Origin of the sequence: Kitasatospora hibisci (assembly GCF_043950205.1) — a bacterium.
GTDB lineage: Bacteria > Actinomycetota > Actinomycetes > Streptomycetales > Streptomycetaceae > Kitasatospora > Kitasatospora hibisci.
The window spans coordinates 6736675-6749352 of record NZ_CP171642.1 but is presented as its reverse complement, the minus strand read 5'-3'; the positions used below and the strand labels follow the sequence as shown (position 1 = coordinate 6749352).

Genomic DNA, 12678 nt, shown 5'->3' with positions numbered 1-12678 from the left:
GGACTCAGGGCGCGCCGTCCGGGGCGGTCCAGGCCGGGGCGGGGGCGCCCGGGCCGGCGGCGCCCGCGGCGCGGGTGCGGAGGGCGACGGCGACCAGCAGGGCGAGGACCACGGCCAGGGCGCCGGTGATGCGGGCGTGGAGCACCAGCAGCGCGCCGAGCAGCGCGCCGCCGAGCATCCAGACGGCGGAGGCGAGGCGGCGGCGGCCCCGCCGGTCGGCGGCCAGGGCGGTGATGGTCATGGTCAGCACGGTGGTGGTGAGATCGGGCACTCTCAGGTGGCGGACCACCGCGTTCTGCCACCCCATCGCGAGACCGAGCAGCGTGATCAGGCCGTACCGGGCCGGGGTTGCGGTGTGGCCCGCCAGGGCCGCGAGCAGGGTGGCGCCGGCCAGCAGTACCACCTGGGCGGAGACCGCGACGACGAGCAGCCGGCCGCGGTGGCCGGGGAGGAGCTCGCCGAGCCGTCCGCCGGCCAGCGCGCCCAGCAGGAAGGCGGCCAGCGCGGTGAGCGAGGCGGTTGCGGAGAGGCCCGGGGCGCCGGCCAGGGCGAAGCCGAGGAAGACCACGTTCCCGGTCTGGTTGGCGACGAAGACGTGGCCCAGGGCGAGGTAGCTCACGGCGTCCACCATGCCGGTGACGACGGTCAGCGCCAACAGCATCGGCACCAGCGGGCCGTGGCGTGGGTCGCTCTTCATCGCGCTCCTCCTCCGGTCGTGCGTGCCCGGCGGTTCCGGCACCCCGTCCGTTCTACGCCCGACCGGCGCCCGGGAGCCGACGCCGCCCCGCGCCCGGGGAGGGGCGGGGGCGGGGCGGGAGGCTGCGCCGCCGGACGGGCCGTCGGCCGGCGCCGGAGGTCGCCTCGGCGGCCTCCGGCGGTCCTCAGCAGTCCTTGAGGGTGGTGCAGAGCGCCGAGTCCATAGCCTTGGCCACGTCCGCGTCGGCCGGGCCGACCCACGGGACCCTGGGCTGCGCACCGCTCTTGCCGGTCGTCCAGACGGCCAGCTCGTTCACCGTGCCGTCGGGGGCGGTCAGGTACTCGTGCAGGGTGACGGCGTTGCCGCCGGCCTGCGGGACGGTCACCGTCGCGGCGAAGTAGTCCGCGTTCTCGGGGCCGGTCACCTTGACCGTGGCGCCCGGGGCGGTCTTCGCGCAGGCCTTGACCTCCTCCCGGAGGTCGCTGAAGACCGCGTGGGCGCTCTGCGCGACGCCGCTGCTCGGGCGCGGGTCGCCCTCGTACAGCAGGGTCTGCTGGGCCTGCCACCGGTCGGGGCCGCCGGCGCCGGCCAGGGACTGCGCGGCCGCCCGGCCGGTGCCGAGGTCAGCGGTGTCCGGGGACAGCTTCGAGTGGCAGAGCTCCTGGAGTTTGAACGTGGGCGCGCCGGCGACGGACTTGGCGGCGCCGGCGGGAGCGGGCCAGTGGTAGGTCGCGTCCAGCGGGATGCTGCGCGGGTCGATCCAGGCCCCGGCCGGGATGTCCCGGGTGCCGGCGGCGGACGCGGAGCCGGCCGCGGACGGCTTGGCGGCGCCGGCCGACGGCTGCGGCGCGCCGGCGCCCGTTCCGCCGGCCGGGGAGGTCGCGGCCGGGCTCGCGGCCTTGCCCGGCGCGGCGTTCTGGTCGCCGCCGTTGTCCGGCCCGCAGGCGCTCAGCGTGCCGAGGCAGGCGATCGCGGCAGCGGCGGCCACCGCCGTTGCGACGGTGCGGTCGACCGGGGCAGTGCGGTCGGTGCGGGCAGTGCGGTCGGTACGCAAGGTGCTGCTTCCTTCCCCCGAGGTGGTGTCGTCCGCCGGCCCGGCCGGGGCCACCGGCCGCCTGACCCCTGATCAGCTCCACCGCGGCCCCCCGCGCCGACGGCGTCGAAACCTAGTGCGAACCGCGACGCCGCGCAAAACAGGCCCGCCTGCCGACCGGGGGTGCATCCCGGGACGACGACCGGTTTTGAACATGTTCACTTTTGCCCTACGCTCGGACCCACACCACGAGAGGGGGACTCGATGCGCATCGTCATACCCGGTGGGACCGGACAGATCGGCCGGATCCTGGACCGCGCGCTGACCACCGAGGGGCACGAGGTCCTGGTCCTGACCCGCCGGCCGCGCGCCGACCGCGAGCTCTATTGGGACGGCCGCACCCTCGGCCGCTGGGCCGAGGCCGTCGACGGCGCCGACGCCGTGGTCAACCTCGCCGGGCGCAGCGTCAACTGCCGCTACACCGAGGCCAACCAGCACGAGATGCTGCACTCCCGGGTGGACTCCGCCCGGGTCGTCGGCGAGGCGATCGCCGCCGCGAGGCGCCCACCGCGGGTCTGGCTGCAGATGAGCACCGCCACCATCTACGCCCACCACTTCGGTGCACCGCACGACGAGGAGAGCGGCGTCCTCGGCGGCGGCGAGCCGGACGTGCCGCGGTACTGGGACTTCAGCGTCGACATCGCCAAGGCCTGGGAGCGCGCGCAGGACATCTCCCCCACGCCGCAGACCCGCAAGGTCGCGCTGCGCTGCGCGATGGTGATGAGCCCCGACCGCGGCGGCGCCTTCGACATGATGCTGCGGCTCGCGCGCTGCGGGCTGGGCGGTCCGATCCACGGCGGCTCGCAGTACCTGTCCTGGATCCACGACCGGGACCTGGTGCGCGCCGTGCGGTTCCTGCTCGACCGGGAGGAGCTGTCCGGTCCGGTCAACCTCGCCTCGCCGCACCCGGCGACGCAGCGCGCGTTCATGCAGGCGATCAGGCGCGCCTGGGGGATTCCGGTGGGCCTGCCGGCCACCCGCTGGATGGCCGAGCTCGGCGCGTTCGCGCTGCGCTCGGACACCGAGCTGCTGCTGAAGAGCCGCACGGTGGTGCCCGGGCGGCTGCAGGAGGCCGGGTTCGGGTTCGAGCACCCGCAGTGGCCGGCCGCCGCCGTCGATCTGGCCCGGCGCCGCCGCCGGGCCTGACCCGAGCGGCTCGCCTCCGCCGGGCGGCTTCCCGGGCAGGGGTGCGTCACTGCACGCGGGCGGCAGTGCAACCGATTGCAGAGGGAGTGCAAGGTCACACCCTCCGCCTCTGCTGAACCCCCGCCGACGGGCGCTAACCTGCCGGACATGACGGTCCCGCCCGAAGGGCTCCCCCTGGCCGCCGAGTTCCCGGCCGCACATCGTGAGCAGTGGCAGCACCTCGTCGAGGGCGTGCTGCGCAAGTCGGGTGCGCAGCCCGCGGACGGCGAAGCGGCCGAGCACGCGCTCACCACCGCACTCCAGGACGGGCTGCACGCCCGCCCGCTGTACACCGCCGAGGACTCCGCCCCCGAGCCCGGCTACCCCGGCTTCCCGCCGTTCGTCCGCGGCGGCCGGGCGCAGGGCGCGGCGGTGTCCGGCTGGGACGTGCGCCAGCGCCACGCCGGCGCCGACGCGCGCCGCACCAACGAGGCGGCCCTCGCCGACCTGGAGAACGGCGGCAGCTCGCTCTGGCTGGAGCTGGGCGGTGACGCCCTGCCGATCGCGGCGCTGCCCGAGGCGCTCACCGGCGTGTACCTCGACCTGGCCGGCGTCACCCTCGACGCGGGCGCCGAATTCGTCGAGGCCGCGGAGCAGTTGTTCAGGCTCTACCAGGAGCGCGAGGTCTCGCCCGGGGCCGCCGCCGGCAGCCTCGGCGCAGACCCGCTCGGCCTGGAGGCCCGCACCGGCGAGGCCGGGCGCACCGAGGCACTGCTCGAAGAGGCCGCCGCGCTCGCCGCCCGCTGCGCCGACGGCTACCCGGGCCTGCGGGCGCTGACCGTCGACGCCCTGCCCTACCACGAGGCCGGCGCCTCCCCGGTGCAGGAGCTGGGCTGCTCGCTGGCCACCGGTGTCGCCTACCTGCGCGCGCTCACCGCCGCCGGGATCCCGGTGGACACCGCCCTGGGACAGCTGGAGTTCCGCTACGCGGCCGACGCCGACCAGTTCCTGACGATCGCGAAGTTCCGGGCCGCGCGCCGGCTCTGGGCCCGGGTGGCCGAGGTGTCGGGCGCGGCGCCGGAGGCCTCGGCACAGCGCCAGCACGCCGTCACCTCCCCGGTGATGATGACCGCCCGCGACCCCTGGGTGAACATGCTGCGCACCACGGTGGCCTGCCTGGCCGCCGGCGTGGGCGGCGCGGACGCGGTGACCGTCCTGCCGTTCGACGGCGAGCTGGGCCTGCCGGACGCCTTCGCCCGCCGGATCGCCCGCAACACCCAGGCGATCCTGCTGGAGGAGTCGCACCTGGCCCGCGTGGTCGACCCGGCCGGCGGCTCCTGGTACGTCGAGCAGCTGACCGACGAACTGGCGCACGCCGCCTGGGCCTGGTTCCAGGAGATCGAGCGGGCCGGCGGCCAGCGGGCCGCGCTGGGCTCCGGGCTGGTCGGCGAGCGGATCGCCGCCACCTGGGCGGAGCGCTCCACGAAGCTCGCCGAGCGGCGTGAGCCGATCACCGGCGTCAGCGAGTTCCCGAACCTGGACGAAAAGTCCCCGGTGCGTGAGCCGGCCCCGGCCGGGCCCACCGGCGGGCTGCCGCGGGTCCGGCGCGCCGAGGCCTACGAGGCGCTGCGCGCCCGCTCGGACGCCCACCTGGCGGCCACCGGCGAGCGGCCGAAGCTGTTCCTCGCCTCGGTCGGCAGCGCCGCCGCGCACACCGCACGGACCACCTTCGCCGCCAACCTGTTCCAGGCCGGCGGCATCGCCACCACCGCGCTGGAGGGCACCGACCCGGCCGCGTTCGCCGAGGCCTTCGCCGCCTCCGGCGCGCCGGTCGCCTGCCTCTGCTCCAGCGACCAGCTGTACGGCGAGCACGCCGGGGCCGTCGCGGCCGCCCTGAAGGCCGCCGGGGCCCGGCGGGTGCTGCTGGCCGGCCGGCCGGGCGACCGGCGCGAGGCCCTCCGGGCCGCCGGGGTGGACGCGTTCGTGTTCGCCGGCGGTGACGCCGTGGCGACCCTGACCGGCCTGCTCGACCTGATCACCGACGAAAGCGGAGTGGCACGATGATTCCCGACTTCACCGGAATCGGGCTGGACCGGGACGGCTCCGCGGACGTCACCGACGGCCAGTGGCGGGCCGCCTGGCGGCGGGCCACCGGCAAGGACGTCGACGAGCTGGTCTGGGACACCCCCGAGGGCATCGGCGTCAAGCCGCTGTACACCGCGGACGACCTGGCCGGCCTGGACTTCCTGGGCACCTACCCGGGCATCGCCCCGTACCTGCGCGGCCCGTACCCGACCATGTACGTGAACCAGCCGTGGACGGTCCGGCAGTACGCCGGCTTCTCCACCGCCGAGGAGTCCAACGCCTTCTACCGCCGCAACCTGGCGGCCGGCCAGAAGGGCCTCTCGGTCGCCTTCGACCTGCCGACCCACCGCGGGTACGACAGCGACCACCCGCGGGTGACCGGCGACGTCGGCATGGCCGGCGTGGCGATCGACTCCATCTACGACATGCGCCAGCTCTTCGACGGCATCCCGCTGGACCGGATGTCGGTGTCGATGACCATGAACGGCGCGGTGCTGCCGGTCCTGGCGCTCTACATCGTGGCCGCCGAGGAGCAGGGGGTGCCGCCGGAGAAGCTGGCGGGGACCATCCAGAACGACATCCTCAAGGAGTTCATGGTCCGCAACACCTACATCTACCCGCCGCAGCCGTCGATGCGGATCATCTCGGACATCTTCGCGTACACCTCGCAGAAGATGCCGCGGTACAACTCGATCTCCATCTCCGGCTACCACATCCAGGAGGCCGGGGCCACGGCCGACCTGGAGCTGGCCTACACGCTGGCCGACGGGGTGGAGTACCTGCGGGCGGGTCTGGACGTGGGGCTGGACGTGGACGCCTTCGCGCCGCGCCTGTCGTTCTTCTGGGCGATCGGGATGAACTTCTTCATGGAGGTCGCCAAGCTCCGCGCGGCCCGGCTGCTCTGGGCCAAGCTGGTCAAGCAGTTCGACCCGAAGAACGCCAAGTCGCTGTCGCTGCGCACCCATTCGCAGACCTCCGGCTGGTCGCTCACGGCGCAGGACGTGTTCAACAACGTCACCCGCACCTGCGTGGAGGCGATGGCGGCCACCCAGGGCCACACCCAGTCGCTGCACACCAACGCGCTGGACGAGGCGCTCGCGCTGCCGACCGACTTCTCGGCCCGGATCGCCCGCAACACCCAGCTGCTGCTCCAGCAGGAGTCCGGCACCTGCCGGGTCATCGACCCCTGGGGCGGCTCCGCGTACGTCGAGAAGCTCACCCACGACCTCGCCAACCGCGCCTGGCAGCACATCCAGGAGGTCGAGGCGGCCGGCGGCATGGCCAAGGCGATCGACGCCGGCATCCCCAAGCTGCGGGTCGAGGAGGCCGCCGCGCGGACCCAGGCCCGGATCGACTCCGGCCGGCAGCCGGTGATCGGCGTCAACAAGTACCGGGTGGAGAGCGACGAGCAGATCGACGTGCTCAAGGTCGACAACTCCTCGGTGCGGGCGCGCCAGATCGAGAAGCTGCGCCGCCTGCGCGAGGAGCGCGACGAGGCCGCCACCCGGGCCGCCCTGCACGCGCTGACCCGGGCCGCCGAGGCCGGCCCGCAGCGCGGCGGCGCGCTGGACGGCAACCTGCTGCACCTGGCCGTCAACGCGGCCCGGGCCAAGGCCACCGTCGGCGAGATCTCGGACGCGCTGGAGAAGGTGTACGGCCGGCACTCGGGCCAGATCCGTACGATCTCCGGTGTGTACCGAGACGAAGCGGGCCAGTCGGCCCCCCTCCAGCGCACCCGGGACCTGGTCGAGCGGTTCGAGCAGGCCGAGGGCCGCCGCCCGCGGATCCTGGTCGCCAAGATGGGCCAGGACGGCCACGACCGCGGCCAGAAGGTGATCGCCACCGCCTTCGCCGACCTCGGCTTCACGGTGGACGTCGGCCCGCTGTTCCAGACCCCGGCCGAGGTGGCCCGCCAGGCCGTCGAGGCGGACGTGCACATCGTCGGTGTCTCGTCGCTGGCCGCCGGGCACCTCACCCTGGTGCCGGCGCTGCGCGCCGAGCTGGCCGAGGCCGGCCGGGGCGACATCACCATCGTGGTCGGCGGGGTGATCCCCCCGCAGGACTTCGACGCGCTGTACGAGGCGGGCGCCGCGGCGGTCTTCCCGCCCGGCACGGTGATCCCGGACGCCGCCTACGACCTCCTGAAGTCGCTGGCGGCCGACCTCGGCCACGAGCTGTGAGCCGCTGACCGTCATGCCACCGCGGACGATCGACCTCGACAGCTACGCGACGGGCGTCCTGGACGGCTCGCGCGCCTGGATCGCGCGGGCCGTCACCCTCGTCGAGTCCACCAGGCCCGACCACCGCACGCTGGCGCAGCAGTTGCTCCGGCGACTGCTGCCGCACGCGGGCGGCGCGGTCCGGGTGGGCATCACCGGCGTTCCGGGCGTCGGCAAGTCGACCTTCATCGACTCCTTCGGCACGATGCTCACCGGGCTGGGCCACCGGGTGGCGGTACTGGCCGTCGACCCGACGTCCAGCCGCACCGGCGGCTCCATCCTGGGCGACAAGACGAGGATGGAGCGCCTGGCCGTCGACCAGAACGCCTTCGTCCGCCCCTCCCCCACCTCCGGCACGCTCGGCGGGGTCGCCAAGGCCACCCGGGAGTCCATGGTGGTGATGGAGGCGGCCGGCTACGACGTCGTCCTGATCGAGACGGTCGGCGTCGGGCAGTCGGAGACGACGGTGGCGGGGATGGTCGACACCTTCCTGCTGCTCAGCCTGGCGCGCACCGGCGACCAGCTGCAGGGCATCAAGAAGGGCGTGCTGGAGCTGGCGGACGTCATCGCCGTCAACAAGGCCGACGGCCCGCACGAGACCGACGCCAAGGCGGCCGCCCGCGAACTCGCCGGTGCCCTGCGGCTGTTGCAGGCGCCGGACGCGCCGTGGACGCCGCCGGTGCTGACCTGCAGCGGCCGCGACGGCGCCGGCCTCGACGTGCTGTGGGAGCGCGTCCAGCAGCACCGCAAGGTCCTCGACGCCACCGGCGCGCTCCAGGCCAAGCGCCGGGACCAGCAGGTCGAGTGGACCTGGGCCATGGTCCACGACCAGCTCTGGTCCAGGCTCCACGAGCACCCTGAAGTCCGGCGCCTCGCACCCGAGTTGGAACAGCAGGTGCGCGCCGGCTCGCTGCCTCCCGGCCTGGCCGCGCAGCGCATCCTGGAGGGCTTCTTCGGCTCCCCGGCCGGCTAGGACCTCTCCGGCCCGCGCCCGCGCCCGGGCGGAACGACCACGGGGACGACCCCGGACCGATGAGCGGTCCGGGGTCGTCGCGTCGCTACGGCCGGGCGGCCGCTCAGGCGGCCCTGACGGCCGCGAAGCGGTCCGAGACGTCCTGCCAGTTGACGACGTCCCAGAGGCGGGTGACGTAGTCGGGGCGGACGTTGCGGTACTGCAGGTAGTAGGCGTGCTCCCAGGCGTCGAAGGCGAGCAGCGGGGTGGTGTTCTGGCCCACGTTGCCGTGGTGGTCGTAGACCTGCTCGACGATCAGGCGCTGCCCCAGCGGCTCCCAGGAGAGGATGCCCCAGCCGGAACCCTGGACGCCGGTGGTGGCGTTGGTGAGCTGCTTCTTGAAGGCCTCGAAGCTGCCGAAGTGCTCGGCGACGGCGTCGGCCAGCTCGCCCTCGGGGCGGTCGCCGCCCTCGGGCGAGAGGTTCTGCCAGAACAGCGAGTGCAGCACGTGGCCCGACAGGTGGAAGGCGAAGGTCTTCTGCAGGCCGACCAGGCCGCCGAACTGTTCCTTGTCGCGCGCCTCGGCGAGCTGCTCCAGGGTGTCGTTGGCGCCCTTGACGTAGGCCGCGTGGTGCTTGGAGTGGTGCAGCTCCAGGATCTCGGCGGACATCGCCCGCTCCAGCGCGGAGTAGTCGTACGGCAGGTCGGGAAGCGAGTAGGTGCCCATGGTGGGACACAGCCCCTTTCGACGGGTTCAACGGTGGTGATCGTGCCGGCACCACACTATTGCGTATCACTTGCAAGAACGAAGCATGGGCTCCTGCTTATTCCTCACACACCGTCGAGCGGAGCGGCCGTCAGCATCCGCCACGGGCGGCAGGGGTGAGCGGCTGGCGCGCGAGGCGGACGCGGCGCACGGACGCCCGGCGCCCGAATCACCCCGCTTCGGGCGTTGCGGCGGGCGATCCCTGACAACGTTTCGGTTGCGGCGGGCCGCAATCCGCGCGCAGGGCTTCCCGACGTCATCCAGGTGTGACATTTTACATGTCACACATCGAGAGGCCGCGCCCCATTCCGCGGCCCCGAACGGCCCCGGAGGCCCCCACAGATGCGTCCCTTCCGGATATCCAAGGCCAACGCGCGCAGGCTCCCTGCGCTCGGCGCGGCCTTCTTCATCGCACTCGGCCTCTTCGCCCCGGCGAGCCAGGCCGCCCCCGCCGGCGCCGCGGCCCAGACGGGCACCAGCGCCACCGGCGCCGCGGCCCCGCGGTCGATCCCCGTCCCCAGGTCGCCCGACGCCAAGAGCAACAGCCCCTACAAGATCTCCGCGCAGGACAGCACCGAGGAGCACGCCCCGCCGGCCGCCCCGGTCACCGCCCCCGTCAAGGCCGCCAAGCAGCTCTCGGCCGCCGCCGGGGACCCGTGCCCGGACCTGTCCGGGGTGATCAACGCCACGGGCAGCGCGCTGGTCCAGCAGCTCAAGGCGCTGCCGCGGGTCGACTGCACCTACCCGCTGTTCAACATCGACGCGAACACCGCCGCGACCGCCTTCCGCGAGTCCAACATGGTGACCGTCGCCGACGCACTGCGCGACGCCTCGCCGGCCTACCCGGGCGACAACGGCACCGCCGTCGGTCAGCTGGTCCTCTTCCTGCGGGCCGGCTACTACCAGCAGTCGGTCAACCCCGGCACCATCGGCGGCTACGGCCCGACGCTGGCCGCCGCCACCCGCGGCGCGCTGGACGCCTTCTTCGCCAACGCGCACAGCAAGGACGCCACCACCGCCAACGGCGAGCTCCTGGTCGAGGTCGTCAAGGTGATCGGCCAGACCGACACCCTGGGCCGCTACGCCGGCTTCTTCAAGTGGCTGCTCAACAACTACACCGGCACCTGGCCCGAGCGGATGACGGCCACCGTCGCCGAGTTCGACTGGGTCCTCAAGGACGGCTTCGCGTCCACGAACGACAGCACCGGCTGGAAGGCCGCGCTCAAGGCCGACACCGGCATCCTCACCTCCTGGTCCGGCTTCATCACCCGCAACGACTCGCTGCTGAACCGCTGGGACGTCGTCAGCAACATCGGCCGTTACCTCGGCTACGGCCTCCAGGTCCCCGAGCTGCGGACCCAGCTGCGGCCGATGCTGAAGGACCTGATCAACCGCTACCCGAACACCGGTCCCACCGCCCCGATCACCATGAACCTGGGCTGGGCCACCCGCGAGTTCGACAAGGGCCACTGCGCGGACTACGGCATCTGCGACCTGGCCGCCCGCCTCATCCCGGTGGTCCTGCCGATCCAGCAGACCTGCAACGACGGCCTGAGGATCAAGGCGCAGGACATGTCCCCCGCGCAGCTCTCCACCACCTGCACCAGCCTGATCAACCAGGATGCCTACTTCCACAAGATCATCGGCGACAAGGGCGCCATCCCCGGCGACGTGAACACCAACCTGGAGGTCGTCGTCTTCGACGACTACGACCAGTACTCGCTGTACGCCTGGGCCTTCTACGACATCGACGTCGACAACGGCGGCATGTACGAGGAGGGCGACCCGTCCAAGCCGGGCAACCAGGCCCGCTTCATCGCCCACGAGGCGTCCTGGCTCCGGCCGTCGTTCTCGATCTGGAACCTGAACCACGAGTACACCCACTACCTCGACGGCCGCTACAACATGTACGGCGACTTCGAGGCCGGCATCGTCACCCCGACCATCTGGTGGGTCGAGGGCATCGCGGAGAACATCTCCTACGGCTACCGCAACGAGCGCAACGCCGACGCGATCGCCGAGGCGGCCAAGAAGACCTACAAGCTCAGCGAGCTGTTCGACACCGTCTACGACCAGACCGGCGACGCCACCGTCAACTCCGACCGCGTCTACCGCTGGGGCTGGCTGGCCACCCGCTACATGCTGCAGCAGCACCGCTCCGACATGGACGCCGTGCTCGCCAAGTACCGCACGGGTGACTGGAACGGCGCCCGCACCATCCTGAAGCAGACCATCGGCACCCGCTACGACGCCGGCTTCGACGCCTGGCTGAGCGCCTGCGCGAGCAACGACTGCGGCCCGCTGCCGGACGCCCCGGTCGTCCCGACCACCCCGGTCTGCACCATCGCCGACACCCGGCAGTTCGACAACAACTGCCGCCGGGACGACCTCTCGGCCACCGCCGGCAACTACAGCTACCACTTCCTGAACCTGCCGGCCGGGGTCAAGCAGCTGACCATCACCAGCAGCGGCGGCACCGGCAACGCCGACCTGTACTACGGCGGCGGCAACTGGGCCACCACCGGCAGCTACCTGGCGAAGTCCACCAACTCCGGGAACGACGAGACGCTGACCGTCAGCAACCCGCCGGCCGGCTGGGTCTACTTCAGCCTCGCCGCCGGACAGCAGGACTTCAGCGGCGTCACCGTCACCACGCAGTACCAGTAGCCGGGAGCGCCCCGCACCACGCGGCCCGCGCACCGGGCCGGGAGGTCCCCGCCGCACGGCGGGGACCTCCGTCGTCCCCGCGCCCCGCGCAGCGGGACCGGCCCGTCAGCCGGCCGGGGTCGCCGCCCAGGTGAGGAGCATCCGCAGGGCGTCGTCGGACGGGCTGCCCGGGTCTGCGGCGTAGGTGATCAGGGCCTGGTCCGGGTCGTCGGTCGGACGCAGGGTGTCGTAGGCCAGGTCGAGCCGGCCGACCAGCCGGTGGTGGAAGGACTTGCGGCCGGAGGTCTTGTCCCGCACCGGGTGCTCCGCCCACCAGCGGCGGAACTCCTCGCTGCGCATGGAGAGCTCACCGACCAGCGCGGCCAGCCGGCGGTCCTCGGGCCGACGGCCGGCCTCCAGGTGGAGGAAGGCCACGTTCTCCCGCGCGCAGGCGGCCCAGTCCGCGTAGAGCTCGCGCGAGGCGGGGTCGAGGAAGGTGATGCGGGCGATGTTCCGCTCGGCGGGGGCGAGCGCGGCGTAGTCGCCGAACAGCGCCGTGGCGGCCGGGTTCCAGGCCAGGACGTCCATCCGGCGGCCCATCACCATGGCGGGGGTGTCGTGGAGTTGCTCCAGCAGACGGGCGAGCATCGGTCGGACCGGCTGCGGGCCGCGCGGCGCCGGCGGTGCGGCGGCCCGGCCGGCCGGCCGGGGACGGGCCAGCCGGTGCAGGTGCCGGGCCTCGTCGGGGTCGAGCCGCAGGCTGCGGGCGACGGCGTCGAGGACGGCGTCGGAAGGGTTGCCGACCCGGCCCTGCTCCAGCCGGGTGTAGTAGTCGACGCTCACTCCGGCGAGCTGCGCGAGCTCCTCCCGGCGCAGGCCGGCCACCCGGCGGCGGCCGCCGAACTCCGGCAGGTCGACGTCCTCGGGGCGGAGCCGGGCGCGCCGGGTCCGGAGGAACTCGCTGAGGGTGTTCGAGGCGCTCACCCGGCCAGTCTCCCGGACGGCGCCCGCGGTTGCCTGGCCCTGTCAGGGCCAGGCAACCGCGGGCCCGGTCAGCCCGGTGCCGACACCGGCACCGGGCGCCCGTCCCGGCCG

Annotated in this window: 9 protein-coding genes; 5 read left to right on the top strand and 4 right to left on the bottom strand. The window is 73.5% G+C overall.

Annotated features, from left to right (window positions below; all coding sequences use genetic code 11):
• Positions 1-4: 4 nt before the first annotated feature.
• Positions 5-697: a YoaK family protein gene (locus ACF9IK_RS29450; protein ID WP_395297103.1), complete on the bottom strand. Its 693-nt coding sequence runs from the start codon at positions 695-697 to the stop codon at positions 5-7.
• Positions 698-881: 184 nt separating this feature from the next.
• Positions 882-1751 (bottom strand): hypothetical protein, encoded by an 870-nt coding sequence (locus ACF9IK_RS29445; protein WP_395297102.1) that lies wholly within the window; start codon positions 1749-1751, stop codon positions 882-884.
• A 243-nt stretch (positions 1752-1994) separates the two neighbouring features.
• Between ACF9IK_RS29445 and ACF9IK_RS29440 the strand changes: the two genes are divergently transcribed.
• The 4 genes from ACF9IK_RS29440 to meaB all read left to right on the top strand — a co-directional run bounded on the left by ACF9IK_RS29440 (position 1995) and on the right by meaB (position 8192).
• The gene (locus ACF9IK_RS29440; RefSeq protein ID WP_395297101.1) at positions 1995-2936 is read left to right on the top strand and encodes a TIGR01777 family oxidoreductase; all 942 of its coding nucleotides are present in this window, start codon (positions 1995-1997) and stop codon (positions 2934-2936) included.
• Positions 2937-3083: 147 nt separating this feature from the next.
• Positions 3084-4979 carry a methylmalonyl-CoA mutase family protein gene (locus tag ACF9IK_RS29435; protein ID WP_395297100.1) on the top strand — a complete coding sequence of 632 codons (1896 nt, stop codon included), beginning with the start codon at positions 3084-3086 and terminating at the stop codon, positions 4977-4979.
• The gene (scpA, locus tag ACF9IK_RS29430) at positions 4976-7180 is read left to right on the top strand and encodes a methylmalonyl-CoA mutase (RefSeq protein WP_395297099.1); all 2205 of its coding nucleotides are present in this window, start codon (positions 4976-4978) and stop codon (positions 7178-7180) included. The genes ACF9IK_RS29435 and scpA overlap by 4 nt, the downstream gene beginning before the upstream one ends.
• A gap of 13 nt (positions 7181-7193) precedes the next feature.
• The gene (gene meaB, locus ACF9IK_RS29425) at positions 7194-8192 is read left to right on the top strand and encodes a methylmalonyl Co-A mutase-associated GTPase MeaB (RefSeq protein WP_395297098.1); all 999 of its coding nucleotides are present in this window, start codon (positions 7194-7196) and stop codon (positions 8190-8192) included.
• A gap of 103 nt (positions 8193-8295) precedes the next feature.
• Here the strand turns inward: meaB and ACF9IK_RS29420 are convergent, their stop codons facing one another.
• Positions 8296-8898, bottom strand: coding sequence for a superoxide dismutase (locus tag ACF9IK_RS29420; RefSeq protein ID WP_395297097.1), 603 nt, complete (start codon positions 8896-8898; stop codon positions 8296-8298).
• A gap of 381 nt (positions 8899-9279) precedes the next feature.
• On the opposite strand from ACF9IK_RS29420, the gene ACF9IK_RS29415 reads away from it, so the two are divergent.
• A complete protein-coding gene (locus ACF9IK_RS29415) occupies positions 9280-11604 on the top strand; it encodes a M9 family metallopeptidase (protein WP_395297096.1) in 2325 nt (774 codons plus the stop codon).
• 105 nt (positions 11605-11709) lie between these two features.
• Here the strand turns inward: ACF9IK_RS29415 and ACF9IK_RS29410 are convergent, their stop codons facing one another.
• Positions 11710-12567, bottom strand: coding sequence for a helix-turn-helix transcriptional regulator (locus tag ACF9IK_RS29410; RefSeq protein ID WP_395297095.1), 858 nt, complete (start codon positions 12565-12567; stop codon positions 11710-11712).
• Positions 12568-12678: the final 111 nt, after the last annotated feature.